The 15,743-nt window shown below is 56.5% G+C and carries 13 protein-coding genes; 10 read left to right on the top strand and 3 right to left on the bottom strand.

Translation table 11 applies throughout. The features are described from left to right. Window positions 1-62: 62 nt before the first annotated feature. From ACVW0C_RS04830 to ACVW0C_RS04805, 6 genes are all read left to right on the top strand, one after another. Window positions 63-2,195, top strand: coding sequence for a DNA polymerase III subunit gamma/tau (locus ACVW0C_RS04830; RefSeq protein ID WP_457384543.1), 2,133 nt, complete (start codon window positions 63-65; stop codon window positions 2,193-2,195). A gap of 252 nt (window positions 2,196-2,447) precedes the next feature. Further along, window positions 2,448-2,684, top strand: a complete 237-nt coding sequence (locus ACVW0C_RS04825; RefSeq protein WP_414351743.1) for a hypothetical protein — start codon at window positions 2,448-2,450, stop codon at window positions 2,682-2,684. Window positions 2,685-2,737: 53 nt separating this feature from the next. Continuing rightward, window positions 2,738-3,277, top strand: a complete 540-nt coding sequence (locus tag ACVW0C_RS04820; protein ID WP_414331790.1) for a hypothetical protein — start codon at window positions 2,738-2,740, stop codon at window positions 3,275-3,277. 183 nt (window positions 3,278-3,460) lie between these two features. Next, window positions 3,461-4,342 carry a PD-(D/E)XK nuclease family protein gene (locus tag ACVW0C_RS04815; RefSeq protein ID WP_457384502.1) on the top strand — a complete coding sequence of 294 codons (882 nt, stop codon included), beginning with the start codon at window positions 3,461-3,463 and terminating at the stop codon, window positions 4,340-4,342. 224 nt (window positions 4,343-4,566) lie between these two features. After that, complete coding sequence (locus ACVW0C_RS04810) at window positions 4,567-5,706, top strand: ABC transporter ATP-binding protein (protein WP_148202818.1); 1,140 nt, start codon at window positions 4,567-4,569, stop codon at window positions 5,704-5,706. Then, a complete protein-coding gene (locus tag ACVW0C_RS04805; protein ID WP_414382846.1) occupies window positions 5,700-6,650 on the top strand; it encodes an ABC transporter permease in 951 nt (316 codons plus the stop codon). The genes ACVW0C_RS04810 and ACVW0C_RS04805 overlap by 7 nt, the downstream gene beginning before the upstream one ends. Here ACVW0C_RS04805 and ACVW0C_RS04800 read toward each other — a convergent pair. After that, complete coding sequence (locus ACVW0C_RS04800; protein WP_457384501.1) at window positions 6,633-7,652, bottom strand: aromatic ring-hydroxylating dioxygenase subunit alpha; 1,020 nt, start codon at window positions 7,650-7,652, stop codon at window positions 6,633-6,635. The genes ACVW0C_RS04805 and ACVW0C_RS04800 overlap by 18 nt on opposite strands. A gap of 203 nt (window positions 7,653-7,855) precedes the next feature. On the opposite strand from ACVW0C_RS04800, the gene crtH reads away from it, so the two are divergent. The 3 genes from crtH (at window position 7,856) to ACVW0C_RS04785 (ending at window position 13,607) form a co-directional block, all read left to right on the top strand. Further along, complete coding sequence (crtH, locus tag ACVW0C_RS04795) at window positions 7,856-9,412, top strand: carotenoid isomerase (RefSeq protein WP_457384500.1); 1,557 nt, start codon at window positions 7,856-7,858, stop codon at window positions 9,410-9,412. A 569-nt stretch (window positions 9,413-9,981) separates the two neighbouring features. Beyond that, a complete protein-coding gene (locus ACVW0C_RS04790) occupies window positions 9,982-10,881 on the top strand; it encodes a hypothetical protein (protein ID WP_457384499.1) in 900 nt (299 codons plus the stop codon). A 26-nt stretch (window positions 10,882-10,907) separates the two neighbouring features. Continuing rightward, a complete protein-coding gene (locus tag ACVW0C_RS04785; RefSeq protein ID WP_457384498.1) occupies window positions 10,908-13,607 on the top strand; it encodes a class I SAM-dependent methyltransferase in 2,700 nt (899 codons plus the stop codon). 33 nt (window positions 13,608-13,640) lie between these two features. Here the strand turns inward: ACVW0C_RS04785 and ACVW0C_RS04780 are convergent, their stop codons facing one another. Together ACVW0C_RS04780 and ACVW0C_RS04775 are read right to left on the bottom strand one after the other, a co-directional pair. Further along, on the bottom strand, window positions 13,641-14,366 hold the full coding sequence (locus tag ACVW0C_RS04780; RefSeq protein ID WP_457384497.1) for a Uma2 family endonuclease: 726 nt from the start codon (window positions 14,364-14,366) through the stop codon (window positions 13,641-13,643). A 23-nt stretch (window positions 14,367-14,389) separates the two neighbouring features. Continuing rightward, on the bottom strand, window positions 14,390-15,118 hold the full coding sequence (locus tag ACVW0C_RS04775; protein ID WP_457384496.1) for a Uma2 family endonuclease: 729 nt from the start codon (window positions 15,116-15,118) through the stop codon (window positions 14,390-14,392). Between the two features lie 150 nt (window positions 15,119-15,268). Between ACVW0C_RS04775 and ACVW0C_RS04770 the strand changes: the two genes are divergently transcribed. Next, window positions 15,269-15,694, top strand: a complete 426-nt coding sequence (locus ACVW0C_RS04770; protein WP_457384495.1) for a DUF1499 domain-containing protein — start codon at window positions 15,269-15,271, stop codon at window positions 15,692-15,694. Window positions 15,695-15,743 lie beyond the last annotated feature (49 nt).

Raw genomic sequence — 15,743 nt, 5'->3', positions numbered from 1 at the left:
TCAGCAGAGCAGAGCTCTTGCGCGGTTCCGGTTGGGGCGCTGCTTGCTTGGAGATCCCGGAAATGGCCACCGCTGGCAACTATGAACCCCTGCATTTAAAATACCGCCCGCAGCGCTTTGCCGATGTGGTCGGCCAAGGAGCGGTGGTGCAAACGCTGGCCAATGCCATCCGGCTGGGGCGGGTGGCGCCTGCCTATTTGTTCTGCGGGCCGCGGGGCACGGGAAAAACCTCCAGCGCCCGCATCTTGGCCAAGTCTTTGAATTGTGAACAGGGGCCGACGCCGGATCCCTGCCAGGCGTGCAGCCAATGCCGCGCCATCACTGCGGGAGCCTCCCTGGATGTTCTCGAGATTGACGCGGCCAGCAACACCGGCGTAGACAACATCCGCGAGCTGATCGAGCGGGCCCAGTTTGCCCCGGTGAACAGCCGCTACAAAGTCTATGTCATCGACGAGTGCCACATGCTCAGCAATGCGGCCTTCAACGCCTTGCTGAAAACTCTTGAAGAGCCGCCCCCCCGCGTGGTATTTGTCCTGGCCACCACTGACCCGCAGCGGGTTTTGCCCACCATTGTTTCCCGCTGTCAGCGGTTTGACTTCCGCCGCATCCCCCTCGACGACATGGTGGCCCACCTGGGCAAGATCGCCGCCCAAGAAGGGATCCCTATCACGCCGGAGGCGCTGCAACTGGTGGCCCAACTTTCCCAAGGGGGCCTGAGGGACGCCGAACGCCTGCTGGACCAGCTCAGCCTCTTGGAAGGATCCATCACCCCTGAAGCCGTTTGGGACTTGGTGGGCGGGATCCCGGAACAGCAGCTTTTGGCTCTGATGGATGCGCTGCTGGCTCAGGATGTGCAGGCGGTGCTCAGCCAAACTCGGCAATTGTTGGAGCGGGGCAAAGAGCCCTTAGCCCTGTTGCAGAACTTGGTGGCCCTTTACCGGGATCTGCTGCTGGTCAAGACAGCCCCCCGGCAACGGGAGTTGGTGGCTGTAACGGACTCCACCTGGGCAGCCCTGCAGCAACGGGCCCCTCGCTACTCGGTGGAGATACTGCTGGCAGCCCAGAGCCATCTGCGCCAGTGTGAGCCGCAAATTCGTCAAAGCGGACAGCCCCAACTGTGGTTGGAAATTGCCCTAGTGGATCTGCTGGGCCAGCTGCGCCCAAGCATGGTGGCCGAGGATAAAGAACCGTTCGCGTCAGCAGGACAGAGTCCTTCCCCAGCCCTTGACCTATCTCCTGCACCCCAGATGACTCCCCCGGACGGGACAGCCCCTCCGGCCCCTGCTGCGACCATCAGCCCATCAAGCCCATCAACTGTTGGTGAGATAGATGAATTAACTGTTGGGCCTTCAGCCTCCCCTGCTGTTGCGTCGAGCCAGAAGGCAGATCGCGCTACTCGGACGGAGTCCTCGGAGCAGCCCAGAGAACCGGCAAGGGACGCCGCCACAGTCAAGCTGCTGCGCCCCCACTGGGACGAGTTCCTCAAGCGCCTCTCTCCCCTCACTAAGGCTCTGATGGGATCCGGCCACCTGTACCAAGAGACTCCTGAGGCAATTACCCTCGCCTTTCCCAGCAAGGGTTTGGTGGAAAAAGTGCGCAGCAAAGAAGCCGAACTGCGGTCGGTGCTCCACAACCTGCTCCAGCGTCCTGTGCAGCTCAACTTGATTGTGCAGCGGGGGCCGGATGTTTCCATTCGCGTCAGTGGGACGGAGTCCTCGGCATTGCCCAGCCGAGAAAAAGACCTGCCCCCCGCCCCCCCAGATCCTGTGGCCACGCCGGGGTTGCAGAGCGACAACACCAACAGTCGTGCTTCCTTGGGGGAGCCCAGAGCAGAACCGCAGAGCCACGGCCTTGCCCGGCGACAGCAACATTCCCCTTCTGACTCCAGCCCACCTTCGCCAGAGCCTGAGCGGGACAATCCTATGGGTGGCCCCAAGGTGGCCGGCTTGGCAACCCAAGGACTTTCTCCCGCCGGTGCGAACAAAGTGCTCCGCACCGCTGTCGCGACCGATTCTCCAAGTCGTGCAGAGCGCCGCGACACCCTGCACGGTGGGCAGTCCTTCGAGCTAACCCAGGAGCTGGCGGAGATTGCCCGCCGTTTTGCCGACCACTTCAACGGCAGCTTGGTGGATTTGGAAGGGGTGTTGGAGTCTGACGTGACGGGATCCACGGAAGAGCATGACTCTAGTCAATAATAAGCTCAACTATACTGAAAATAATGTATAATATGTTCAGTACGGATTACTACCAGTTGATCTTTCTGTTTACTTTCGAGTCTGCCAACATGGTAGCCAAAGCAAAGCAGAAAATTGGTAGTAAGACGACACGGAAACTGCGCTTTGGGTATTCTACTCAAAGCTTTGCGGGATACCGCCATTCTGGTTGGAAACAAACAGAATGCTATCGCTGCATAGTTGAACAGTGATGTTCAGCAGTGTTCAGCGTAAATGTATCAGCTCTCCTCAATAGAGGCTATAGAAGCCGAGGGATCCCCTGACCTGCTCTCCGGTGAGACCTACGGCTCGCCAACAGGAGCAGAGCCGTCCGCGTCAGCGGGGCGGAGTCCTCATCCCGTAGACTTTCCCAATGCAGTAAGGAATCCGTCCTACCGGCGTGAGCAGTCTTCTCAGCTTGCCGTTCGCCTCAGCGGGACGGAGTCCTTGGAGGAGGAGGTGCCTTTTTAAGCGCTATCTAGCGCTATCTTAAGTTTGATAAAGCCAGCCTCATCTTGCCGACGATGACCTTCCCCATCTCTCCCTTAATTCGCTGCGCTGTGCAGGCTCTGTACTGGGGACTGGTTCTGCCCCTACCCATCCTGCTGGCCCGGCAACAGGCAACACCTCTTGAGCTGGGATCCCTTTGGATTGCTCTGCTGCTGGGATGGGGGGTAGTCCTGGGATCCCTGAGCCAGCAGATTCAGTTGGACGAAGAGGGCATGCAGGCCACCTACCCCAGTTGGGTGCCGCCTTTTGTGCGGCAGGAGTGGCAGATCCGGTGGGCCGATATCGAGCGCATTGAGCCCCGCTCCACCAGCCAGGGTGGTATGGTGTATTACTTGGTCAGCCGAGGGGGGGATCGCGTACTTTTGCCGATGCGGGTGACCAGGTTCAAGCAGCTGTTGGCTGAGATTCGACGGCACGCTCAACTGGAGATTGGCGGGCTGCGCCCCTACGTTCAGCCTTGGATGTACGGGCTCCTAGGATGTTTTGCTCTGCTTCTGTTGCTCTGGGATGGGATGGTCGCCATCTGGGTCTGGGCAAGTCCGGTGGGAACCTAGCCCAACCACAGGCGGTTCCGGGTCTGGCTGTCCAGGCAGGGATTCTGTCTTCTAAGGGCCAACGGCAATCCAGCTCCCTTCCGGGCCAGGCTCTATGTCGGAAAAGCGGATGGGGTTGGCGGAAAGGACTCCGTCCTGCTAGCGCGAACAGTTGAACTATCCCACCCTCGCCAGAACTTGCCCATGTCTGGGATCCCGATTGCCCCCTTTGAGGCTACGCCTGCTTCGCGACCAGGCTCTGCCCCTTCTCTGGAGAGGTTGAGTCTTGAGCAGGTCAACCTCTCCGCCTCTTCGCTGGCCCTGCTGGACCATTGCCCCCGCCTGTTTCGCTATGTGTACCTGGAGCGGTTGATCTGGCCCGCTGCCAGTGTTTTTGAGCACGAACTGGAGCAGAGGCGCGGACGGCAGTTTCACCGTTTGGTGGAGTGGCACAGCCGCGGGCGGCAGGTGGAGCCGCGTTTGTCTGCCCTGGATGAAGGGGTGCAGCAGTGGTGGCAGGTGTTCTTGGCCAGCTCCCATGCCCATCCCCAGGGACGGGTGTTGGCGGAGTTGCCCCTGTGGCAACGGATTGAGGGCTTTAAGCTGATAGCCCGTTTGGATCGGCTGGTGATTGTCCCCGGATCCCTGCACATCCTGGACTGGAAAACTGAGCGTCAACGTCCTCGCGATGAACAGTTGGCCCAAGACTGGCAGGTGCGCCTTTACCCTCTGCTGCTCTGCGAGGTGGCCCAGCAGCTGCCCCTGGAAGGCCCTTTTGAGCCGGACCAGGTGCAACTGACCTTTTGGTATGTGCAACATCCGCAGCAGCCCTTCCACCGGTATTACAGCGCCGCCGCCTACGAGCAGGATCTGGCCCACCTAAAAGCCACTCTAGAGCGTCTGCGGCAACTGGAGGCGCAAGACTTCCCCATGACCCCCCACACTGAGCGCTGCAACAGTTGTCTGTTTCGCTCCCGCTGCCATGGGCTGCTACCGGAAGGGATCCCTTCCCAAGACCTCACAGATTGGGTTTGGCCCATGCAAGAGCCTGCGCCGCCTGAGGATCCCATCCCTGATACCTATTGAGGGCCGGGGCAGGAGCTGTTTTGGCAGCAACCCATGCATACCCTATTATGGGGTCGTTCGCGATAGCGAGACGGAGTCCTTTGTTCCCAACGTTTCCCATCTGGAAAGGCTACGGCCAGGGATCCCCGGTTGCAGGGCTTGGCCTGGAACTTGTGCCCCTGGTGTGGAGGATAACTGCAATTTTCTCGGAGACTTGCATACTGGGTTAGATGGTTTTATCAGCGCTGTCAACTGTGATCGCGAGTGTCATCTCCAGTACTTCCACCGTCCGGGATCCCGACTGGGATGTAGAAGTGGCGGGCCTCTACAAGCGTTTTGGCGATTTTGTGGCTCTCAATGGCATTGAGCTGAACATTCGGCGGGGGGAGTTTTTCGGCCTGCTGGGCCCTTCCGGCTGCGGCAAGACCACCCTGCTGCGCATCCTGGCCGGCCTGGAGATGGCCGATGCTGGGGAAGTGGTGATTCGAGGTCGCCCGGTAGGCCACCTGCCCGCCCACAAGCGCAACGTCAACACGGTGTTTCAGAGCTATGCCCTTTTCCCTTTTATGACGGTGGAGGACAACATCGCCTTCGGCCTGCGCATGCGGGGTGTGCGGGGAGAAGCTCTGCGCAAGCGGGTAGCGGCTGCTATGGAATTGGTGGAGATTGCAGCTCTGGCCAAGCGGAAGCCCCATGAGCTGTCGGGAGGACAGCAGCAGCGGGTGGCCTTGGCTCGGGCTTTGGTGAATGAGCCGGAAGTGCTCTTGTTGGATGAGCCGCTGTCGGCGTTGGATGCCAAGTTGCGCAAGCAGCTTCAGGTGCAGTTGTGCGAGTTGCAGCGCCGCCTGGGCATGACCTTTATTTTCGTTACCCACGACCAAGAAGAGGCTTTGGTGACCAGCGACCGGGTGGCGGTGATGCGGGCAGGGCGCATTGAGCAAGTGGGCCTTATCGATGAGGTGTACGAGCGCCCGGCGACGGCCTTCGTAGCCGACTTTTTAGGGGCCAGCAACCTGATCGAGGGGATCGCCTGTGGGACGGACTGTGTGGATACGCCCTTGGGAAAGCTGAAGGTCTTGGGGATCCCGGCCAGCTCGGAACCGGTGCAATTGGCTATTCGCCCGGAAAAGATCCAGCTCTCTCGCAGCGGCTGGGATCTGCTGCCCAACCAGGTGCCGGTGCGGGTGGAAAACCTCATCTACACTGGGGCTGAGAACCAATACCTGTTGCGGACAAACCAAGGTCAGCAGCTCAAGGCCACGGCCCTCAACACCGACATTGAGGATGCAGGGTTTGAGATCGGCGCAGCGCTGGTGGCCCACCTACCCCCGAAAAGCCTAATCCGTTTGCGACCGGATCCCCGTCAGGAGGAGACTGGATGTTGAAGCTGCCATCTCCTGTGGGCAAGTGGATCCCTGGCCAAGCCCAGGTGCGATTTGGGGAGCTGCTCACCCCTTGGCAGGAGTTGGGGCGCAGCCTAATTTTTGCTGGGCCAGGGGTGCTGTGGGTGATGTTTTTTCTGGTGCTGCCGGGGCTGTTGCTGTTGGTGTGCAGCTTTCTCAGCCGCGGGGAGTTTGGCCAGATTCAACTGCCCCTGACCCTGGAGAACTATCTGCGCATTCTCGGCTTTGGCCCCTTGGGATGGACGCCCATCTACTGGCAGATCTTGGGCCGCAGCCTGCTGGTGGCGGGGGTGACCACCTTTTTTTGCGTGCTGCTGGCCTACCCATTGGCTTTCTTCATTGCCGCCCACCCACCCCGACAACGGGATCTGTTGCTCACCTTGGTGGTGGTGCCCTTTTGGACGAACCTGGTGATCCGCACCTACGCCTGGATGGTGGTGCTGGCCCCGGAAGGGTGGCCGGCTCGCTTGGCGGCCTGGCTGGGCTGGATCCCACCGCAAACGGCTCTGTATCCCAGTTGGCTGGCGGTTTATCTGGGCATGGTCTACACGTTTTTGCCCTACATGGTCTTGCCCCTGTACACGGCGGTGGAGCGCATCGATTGGCGGCTGGCGGAAGCGGCACGGGATCTCTATGCCAAGGGTTGGCAGGTCTTTTGGTGGGTGCTTCTGCCCCAGACCTTGCCGGGGTTGGCGGCGGGCCTCATTCTGGTGGGGATCCCGGCTTTCGGCATGTTCGTAGTGCCGGATCTGTTGGGGGGCAGCAAAACGCTGTTGATTGGGAATGTGATTCAGTTGCAGTTTGGCTCTAGCCTGGACTACCCTTTCGGGGCGGCCCTCAGCTTTTTGGTCACCGGCCTCACCCTGGGGTTGATCTACGCCTACAGCCGCTACGCTGGCACCCGCAGCCTAGAACATCTGGTTTGAGGAGCTGCTGTGGGCCTTGAGCAAAGCCGCCAGTTGCTTGCGCATCAGGATCCCGGGCTTATCGGTGAGCATGTGCTGTTCGGCGCTGAGGGTGAGAGGAACGTCGGGATCCGTGGTCTCCAAAATGGCTTTGTCTTCCAAAGTTACAGCCCGGTCAAAGCGGATAACCTCGGCGGCTGGGGTATCGGCTTCGGTGTCGTTGCGCAAACAAAACTGCACCACTTGGGAGGCTCGGTCGTTGATGGGGGTGGGGATGTTGACGATGACATGGCTGCGGCCATTGGGGTAGCGGATGTGAAGGTGGTTGGTGAAGGGCAAATGCCAGGTTGAAGTGGTGGTGCGCTCGGTTTTGGCGGCGGCAATGCCCAGGTTTTTTTGTTGCAGCTCTGGGTTGGCTACACCGAGCACTGTGCGGGTGCGGATCCCGTAGTCCAGCTCCTCGACCTCGAAGTGGCTGGGTACCAAGTCTTCCATACTGCCAAAGGTGTTCTGGTGTACAAAGCTGATGTGGGCGGCATCGAACTCGTTCTCACAGATGCGCAAGCTGGCACATTCCCAGCGTTCGTAGAACTCGTGGATGAGCCGGTAACTGGGATCCTCGGCTTCTGGGATGACCGGGATCCCCCGTAGAGGCTGGGGATGCAAGCACACCCAAGCATAGCCATAGCGGGCCTGGCAGAGATAGGCGGGAATGCGGTAGCTCTCTGGGATGCGGGCCTGATCCGGCAGTTGCGGCACCTTGACACAGGCTCCCGTGCCATCGAACTCCCACCCATGGTAGGGGCAGCGGATATGGCCATCACAGACGATTCCCTTGGACAATTGAGCCGATCGATGACAGCAGCGGTCTGCGGCTGCCTGGGGCTGTCCGGCTTTGTCCAGCCAAAGGACGATCCTCTCTCCCAGCAGCTCGAAAGGTTGCGGGGATCCCTGCTCCAATAGGCTGAGGGGCATCACCGGGTACCAAAAGCGCCGAAAGACAGGATGCTGGGTCACCAACATGGCAAAACCATCTGTGTCGTGTGGCCGGATTCTGTATAGCAAATTCGTGAATTCGGTTCCGTAGCCCGCGCCACAATCTCTATTTGGGGATCTTGCAGATCTGGGCAAACTCATTCCCAGGGGAGCTCAACTCATGGGGAAACCCTAGAACCTCTGGTACGGTAAAGATACTGATCTTGCGTTTGAGTTTCCAGAGGGATCCCTTGACCTCAACTTTGCCTTCTCAGACCCTCTTGCAGGCTCTGTACACCCCTTCCCCTGCTTGGGATGCCATCGTCATCGGTGCTGGGATCGGGGGATTGGTCGCGGCCAGCCAGTTGGCTGCCAAAGGATACCGTGTGCTGGTGCTGGAGAAATACCTCATTCCAGGGGGCAGTGCCGGCTATTTTGAGCGTCCGGATCCCTTAGGCAAGGGGAGCTACCGCTTCGACGTGGGCGCTTCCATGATCTTTGGGTTGGGCACCCAGGGTACCACCAACTTGCTGACCCGCGCCTTGGCAGCCGTGGGCCAGTCCATAGACTCTATCCCCGATCCGGTGCAGATTGCCTACCACCTGCCCAAGGGGCTGAATCCCCGAGTACACCGGGATTACGAGCAGTTTTTGCAGGAGCTATCCGGCTACTTTCCCCGGGAAGCCGCCGGCATTCGCCGGTTCTACGATAGCCTGTGGCCCATCTTCAACAGCCTCAACGCCATGGAGCTGCTCTCGTTGGAGGAGTGGGGCTATCTATTTCGTTCTTTTGTGAGCAATCCCCTCGGCTGCCTGACCTTGGCGCGCTATTTGCCGGTGAATGTGGGCCAGGTAGCGCGGCGCTGTCTGCGGGATCCGGATTTGCTGCGCTTTGTGGATATGGAGTGCTACTGCTGGTCGGTGGTGCCGGCGGATCGCACGCCCATCATCAATGCCGGGATGGTGTTTTGTGACCGACACTACGGCGGTATTAACTATCCCAAAGGGGGGGTGGGGCAGATCGCCCAAAAGTTGGCCCAGGGGCTAGAGGCCCATGGCGGGCAGATCCGCTACAAAGCACCCGTGCGGCGGATCCTGGAAGAAAGAGGTCGGGCGGTGGGCGTAGAACTGGCCAGCGGGGAAAAGCTCTTTGCCCGCACAATCATCTCCAATGCCACCCGCTGGGACACCTTTGAGCGCCTATGGCCGGGATCCCTGCCCAGGGCGGAGCGGCAGTGGCAAAAACGCTACCAGCAATCCCCCAGCTTCTTGAGCTTGCACCTGGGGGTGCGGGTCGAGGCCCTGTCCGGCGAACGCTATTGTCACCACATTCTCCTGGAAGATTGGGATCAGATGGAGGCTGAGCAGGGCACCCTTTTCGTCTCCATCCCCACCCTGTTGGATCCCGACCTGGCTCCCCCGGGCCGCCACATTGTTCATGCCTTTACCCCCAGTTGGATATCCACCTGGCAAGGGTTAAGCCCAAGCCAGTACCAGATCCAAAAACAGCAAGCCGCCGACCGCCTCATCCGCCGCCTGGAGGCCCTTTGGCCTCAACTGGGATCCCACATTGAACTGAAGGAGATAGGCACCCCCCGCACCCACCGCCGCTTTTTGAGCCGCAGCAACGGCACCTATGGGCCCATCCCCAGCCGGGATCCCTGGGGCTTGCTGGGCATGCCCTTCAATCGCACCGCCATCCCCAACTTGTACTGCGTGGGGGATAGCACCTTCCCCGGCCAAGGGCTCAATGCCGTTGCCTTCTCCGGCTTTGCCTGCGCCCACCGGGTGGCAGCGGATTTGGTTTAGGTTGCCCTTATCCTTGCTACTCCCTTCTCCCTCTGGGAGAGGGGCAGGGGATGAGGGTTGAGCGGCGCAGAGGGTTTGGGAGGCAGTTGATGGTCAATTCAAACAACAATGAGACGCTAGCCAGTAAGATAGCGTCCGTTCCCGAAAGCAGGCTGTAGGCCTTTGAATCAGGACATTGTCCAGAATCAACACAGATGTCCTCTTCAAACTCGGTATTCAGTATCTGATACATTTACGCTGAACACTGCTGAACATCACTGTTCAACTATGCAGCGATAGCATTCTGTTTGTTTCCAAACAGAATGGCGGTATCCCGCAAAGCTTTGAGTAGAATACCCAAAGCGCAGTTTCCGTGTCGTCTTACTACCAATTTTCTGCTTTGCTTTGGCTACCATGTTGGCAGACTCGAAAGTAAACAGAAAGATCAACTGGTAGTAATCCGTACTGAACATATTATACATTATTTTCAGTATAGTTGAGCCTATTATTGACTAGAGTCATGCTCTCCAGCCACCCCTCAAATCCTTATTGGCTATAGTTGCGGCTGTCCGGAAGTGATAGCAGCAGACTTGCTGGACCTGCCGCGGCTGGAGCTGTATGTGGAAGAGGGGTTTGGGGATCCCTGTGCCCTGCTGCAGCAGAAGGGAGTGCCGGAGCGAATTCACGAGGTGAGAGGGGAGCCAGCCAGTTGGCCTAGTTTTGATGCTGTGGTGTGCACAGCTCAGGACTTGCAGCGGCTGGGGCGGCCTGTGAGGGCTAACTTTGCTTTTGTCTTGGCAGAGGACCACCAACTTCTTTTGGCCAATGCCAGTAAGTTAATGGAAGCAGTGTTGACTGGCTTTGACTTTGGCAAACTCAGGTTTTCGGTAAAGCTCTACCCAAACACCGTTTTTTACGAGAGGACGTATCTTAACTTTCCTGTGTTTCTGTCTAGTCAGGTGCAGACGGTTATCGACATCGGAGCTGGGGTAGGCCTTGGTAGCGTTTGTTTTCGGGGTTTCTGCCCTGAGGCGGCCATTTATTGTTTTGAGGTGGATCCCTTGGCCTTGCACCTGCTGCAGCAGAATGCTCTTGGCCTGGGCAACTGCTTTGTGCATCCGGTGGGGCTAGCGGGGCAGGATAGCTGCAGAACCCGTCGCCTCTGGCCGGAGGATCCTCAGGCCGAGTGGGGAGTGGAGCAGCTGCTCCCTTTCCGGGAAGCCAGGGCAGCTCTCAAGGAGCTGGGTCTGGAGTTCATCGATGTGCTCAGGGTGGCTACAGGTGGAGAGGAGGTGAAGGTGTTGACCAGCTTGCAAGAGCAGCTCGAAGACATCAAGGTCATCTATGTGGAGTTTTGCTCAGAACAAGACCGCAAGCAGATTGACCAGATGTTGGATCCCTCTCATCTCCTCTGGCAGGGGGAGATCATAGCCGGTCAAAAGGGAGCTCTTTGCTACATAAACAGATTTCATCTTTTCGACAAGAAGTAAGGTCTTAGAGAGGAGAGATAGAAGTCATGAACTCAACTATCATCGTTACAAGTGCCGATAGCAAGTTTTTTGAATTGGTTCAGGGAACTATTCTCTCTATTCGAGAAAAGCCACAGGGCAACTCTGTAGATATTGGATTTTTTGATGTAGGGTGTACGCCAGAGCAGTTGCAATGGATAGGTCAGTACGTTGACTATATCGTAGAGCCAGATTGGAATTACAACGTTCCTGATGTCGATAAACAACCTAGGTACCTCAAAGCGCTGGTCTCTAGACCTTTTTTGCCTGAATATTTCCCAGGTTATGAAGTTTACATTTGGATTGATGCAGATGCTTGGGTGCAAGACTGGTCTGCGATTGATCTTCTTGTCTTAGGAGCAAAAAGAAAGAGCTTCTCAATAGTTCCAGAGTTAGTAGCTAAACATAAGAATAGACCCTGGATGCAAACTTGGATATCTTGGCACTACCACCTTTACTTCTACCACACGGAATTTGATCGTTTAGATATAGAGCCTCTGCTAAATGCTGGTGTGTTTTCTGGTGCCAGACAGTCTATTCATTGGTCAATATGGGGCAAAAGATTAGGTCAAGCTATTTCTAGGTGCCTTGATTTGTGGACAGACCAGTTTGCTCTAAACGTGGCTATTTATAGAGATATAGGTCTGGATAGAGTTGAACTTTTGCCATTAAATTGCAACTGGCTAGCCCATTATGAGATGCCCCAATGGGATTTGCAAAGGAAGATTTGGGTGGATCCTTTTCCACCTCACAATCCAGTAGGAATCATACATCTTACAGCCGACGTTAAGGTGAGACCAACTCATATTGCGCTTACAACTGAAGGTTTTAAGATTGAAGCTAGCTTGCGGTATGCAGGCATCATCTCCACTCCGGTCAAGAGATACGACTACGTATCGCCTAACCAGATTAGAATACATCTTGACCATAGCTTTCCTTCAATGATTGCGGCCGAGCCAAGCTCTCACCCCTGGCCTTATCTACGGAAAGAAGTTCCTCACCTTTGGCATACGGATCTACGTCAACCTACCATCGGCTTTGTTAGTCGGGACGAGGCACACATTCTGTACAATACTGCGCTAAAGTTTCGAGGAAAATCTGCTCTGGAGATCGGCTGTTGGTTGGGCTGGTCAACTGCTCACCTGTCAGCAGGAGGTGTTATTCTCGATGTTGTCGATCCAATTTTGGAAAATCCACTGGCTTATGAGAGCGTGAACCAGTCTCTCTGCTCGGCTGGAGTTCGCTCTAATGTCAATCTCTACCCTGGCTACAGTCCGGAAAAGGTAGAGGAAATTGCCCAGCAAGAGGATCGTCGCTGGTCTCTGATTTTCATCGATGGGAATCATGACTCACCAGCCCCCTTGCAGGATGCTCAAGTGGCAGAGCGCTATGCTGCTGAGGATGCCTTGATTCTGTTTCATGATCTAGCCTCGCCGGATGTGGCTGAAGGTTTGAATTACTTGAGAGACAGGGGCTGGAACACGATGATTTACCAGACCATGCAAATTATGGGAGTGGCCTGGCGAGGCAATGTCAAGCCCGTTGAGCATATTCCAGACCCTGCTGTGAATTGGACATTGCCAGAGCACCTCAAGGACTATCCGGTCTGTAACCTTGAGTTGTCTAGGATGCTAGAGAAAGTTAAATCTTTTACCTTGCTGGGCTTTGAGCGTCTTTGGAGCCTTTATTCACTGGCTAAGCAGGTTTGTGAAGAAGACATTCCTGGGAACTTTGTAGAATGTGGTGTTTGCAGGGGTGGAAGCTCAGCTTTGCTGGCCTGGGTGATTAAGAACTACAGCCGTCGACCTCGCAGGCTATATGCTTTCGATACCTTCTCAGGTATGCCTGATCCAACAGAGGTGGATCGAGATTATCGAGGAGTTGGTGCCAACGATACGGGTTTTGGATCCGGTGCCTTAGCAGCACCCATTTCGGAGAACTTAGAGGTGGTTGCCAAGGAACTGGGAGTTTGGGATCTCATTGTCCCCGTGCCAGGGCTGTTTGCTGACACCTTGCCTGCCTATCGAGAGCAAGTGGGTGAGATTGCTCTGCTGCATGCAGATGCTGACTGGTATCAATCAACGATGGATATTTTTCATCATTTCTATGATCAGGTTCATTCTCAAGGATTCATCCAAATCGATGATTACGGACACTGGCAGGGATGTTGGAAAGCTGTTCATGACTTCGAGCAGGAAATCGGAGCCTTTTTCAGGTTGCATAGCGTCGATTACACAGGGGTTTGGCTGAGTCCTTCAGAAAACCTGGTAGTGATTAGAGTTAGAGATAGCATAACAGAAACCTCCAAACCACAAGGGATCCGCCTGAGCAAGATCAACGTGGGCCTTTTCCCCTACTGGGAAATGGAGACAGAGCAGCTTATCCAAGAACTGGAGGGCTTGCTGGAGCCAATTCTGCGCAGTCCTCAGCCAGAAGACTATGCTCTGATCTTCCTAGGGGATCCGGATCCGCAACTGGCCAATCAAACTCTGGAGATAGCTGCAGGCAACATAGCTCTCAGGCTCATGGAAGAGGGGTTAGAGCTCAGTAGAGAGCCGTTCTGTTCAGTGGTAGCTGGCTTGAACCCCTATCAATGGGAGAGACTTATTCCCCAACTCAACTATCGCTATCCCTTGAAGCGGGAGCGCTTTCCCAAGGGATTACGGCCTGCTATTCAAAAGCTACCTGTGTTGCTGTTGGCCTCCTAGGGATCCATCTGTTGTCTTGAGTTACTTGGCTGTCTACAGGGCGTCTGGATCTACCCCTAGCTCTCGTAGCTTCCGGGCCAGGCGCCCTGCCCGTTGTTCGGCCTGCTCAGCCCTTTGCCGCTCCAGTTCGGCCTCGGTGGGTACCAGTTCCCCAGCAGCAGTGGCCCAGCGAATCCAGGTGGCCTCGATGTCCCGAAACCTGCCCTCCCACTTCACTAGGCACAATCCCAAAACCTCGCTCGGCAAGCAACCCTCTGCATCCTCTTTAATCGGCTCATAGCGGCCGCCCCTCAGCCGAAACCCCGCCCAGTCTTCTGGATCAAACGGGTCAAACCAAAAGTACTCCGGCACCCGGATAATCTGCTCATAAAGTTGCTTTTTGCTTGTCTTGTCCTCCTGGGCAGTGCTGGGAGAAAGAAGCTCAATCACCACGTCCGGCCCTTTGCCCTGCTCCCAAATCACCCAGCTTTTGCGCTCGCCTTTAGGCACGCCCAACACCACAAAATAATCCGGCCCTTTGAAATTGCGGCCGCTGGTCTGCTCCAAGCTGTAGTAGAGAAACATATTGCCACCGACAAAGCCATCAGGGCGCTGCTGCAACCAGGTTTGGGTAGTGGAGATGAGCAAGTCCATCTGGCACCTGTGCCGCCAGCTTTCCATAGGTTCGCTGTCGTCGTAGGGGAGCTCGTCTTGGGTGGGGGGCAACTCGGGTAGATAAACCGGATCCAGCACCTCAGTAATTGGGTTCGGGTTAGTCATTGCCAGTTCTCCTCTCTTTACCCTTACAAGGTATCGGGATCCACCCCCAGCTCCCGCAGCTTCTGGGCCAGGCGCTCTGCTCGCTGTCGCTCTTGCTCAGCACGTTGGCGCTCGATTCTCTCAGCTTCTTCAGGAGTAGGCACCAGCTCCCCATTGGGGAAAAAGTAGCGCAGTTGTTGGTTATGGATCCCCAGATACAGCTCCAGCATCTCGCTCCAGCGCCAGCCCTGCTCCGTTGGCTCAATCTCCTCGTACTTCTCCCCCCTCAGTCGCAAACCCATAAACTCCTGCGTCTCCGGAGAATAGTAAAAGTACTCCGGTGTCCTGAAAATCCTTTCGTAAAGCTCCCGCTTCTCACCCCGATCCACTTTGGCAGTCGATTCCGAAAGCAGCTCGATGATCAAGTCCGGGTATTTGCCACCTTCTTCCCACACCACCCAAGAAGGGCGGGGGCGGTTTTCTACCCCTTTGACCAAAAACAGATCTGGCCCGCGGAAGTCTTTATTTTTGAGTTGCTCTCGGCTGTAGTAGACGGTGAGGTTCCAGGCGAGGAAGTAGTCGTTGCGGTCTTGCCAGAGGCGGGCGAGGCAGCTGACCAGAATCAAAAGCTGCAGGGCATGCAGGGAGTGTTCCATTTCGGGTTCATCGCTGAGCAGCCCCTGGGCCGAGGGCATGAGCTCCGCCAGTTGCTGGCGGGTGAGGGGAGTAATCTTTTCCTCGGCTTTCTCTTGGAGTTTTTCTTGGGCCAGCATTTTTGCACTCGGGGCAAGTGAATTAGCTGTAGGCTAACCCATCGATAGAACCGCCGGCAGGTGCTCTGCTTCAGGCTGACAGGGTGATAACAGGAGCGTTCTACTAACTGAAAGGCATAATAAGAGATGTAAACTTCTCCTTTTGTCCGCATGTCTTTCTGGAAACTTTTGGTGGTGATAGCGGTGCTGCTTTTCGGCTTGGCAAGCGGGATCCCCACCGCACAAGCGGCCACCCTGGGTGGATCCCCCTACAATCGCGCCCAACAGGAAGTTGTGATTGCAGCTAGCCCAGACCAGGTGTTAAAAGCGGCTGAGCAAGCCTTTCAAGTTTGGAAGCGGGGGGAACTGGTCTCTGTGGATGCTGAGGCGATGGAAGTGAAGGGGATCTCCCGCACCAACTTTTTTAAGTTCGTGGACGATCTAACGGTTTCGCTGTCGCCAATAGAAGGGGATCCTGGCCATACTCGTCTACACATTACTTCCGAAGGCCGTGTTGGGGAATATGATTTCGGCGGCAACCGGCGCAACATCAACGAGTACCTGAACACTTTGCGGTCGTTGCTGGAGCAGAGCTAGGGCCGACAGGACAAGGCGGGAGACTTATGTGGATCCACGTCTTTTGCCG

It is taken from the genome of Thermostichus sp. OS-CIW-26, from assembly GCF_054058395.1.
This window is presented reverse-complemented; position numbering and strand designations above follow the sequence as displayed.

Bases quoted from the DNA above. Each gene is read 5' to 3' on its own strand.
- ACVW0C_RS04770 (WP_457384495.1), top strand. From the start codon at position 15,269: ATGTCTTTCTGGAAACTTTTGGTGGTGATAGCGGTGCTGCTTTTCGGC.
- ACVW0C_RS04780 (WP_457384497.1), bottom strand. From the start codon at position 14,366: ATGACTAACCCGAACCCAATTACTGAGGTGCTGGATCCGGTTTATCTA.
- ACVW0C_RS04830 (WP_457384543.1), top strand. From the start codon at position 63: ATGGCCACCGCTGGCAACTATGAACCCCTGCATTTAAAATACCGCCCG.
- ACVW0C_RS04815 (WP_457384502.1), top strand. From the start codon at position 3,461: ATGTCTGGGATCCCGATTGCCCCCTTTGAGGCTACGCCTGCTTCGCGA.
- ACVW0C_RS04825 (WP_414351743.1), top strand. From the start codon at position 2,448: ATGTATCAGCTCTCCTCAATAGAGGCTATAGAAGCCGAGGGATCCCCT.
- ACVW0C_RS04820 (WP_414331790.1), top strand. From the start codon at position 2,738: ATGACCTTCCCCATCTCTCCCTTAATTCGCTGCGCTGTGCAGGCTCTG.
- ACVW0C_RS04775 (WP_457384496.1), bottom strand. From the start codon at position 15,118: ATGCTGGCCCAAGAAAAACTCCAAGAGAAAGCCGAGGAAAAGATTACT.
- ACVW0C_RS04800 (WP_457384501.1), bottom strand. From the start codon at position 7,652: ATGTTGGTGACCCAGCATCCTGTCTTTCGGCGCTTTTGGTACCCGGTG.
- ACVW0C_RS04805 (WP_414382846.1), top strand. From the start codon at position 5,700: ATGTTGAAGCTGCCATCTCCTGTGGGCAAGTGGATCCCTGGCCAAGCC.
- ACVW0C_RS04785 (WP_457384498.1), top strand. From the start codon at position 10,908: ATGAACTCAACTATCATCGTTACAAGTGCCGATAGCAAGTTTTTTGAA.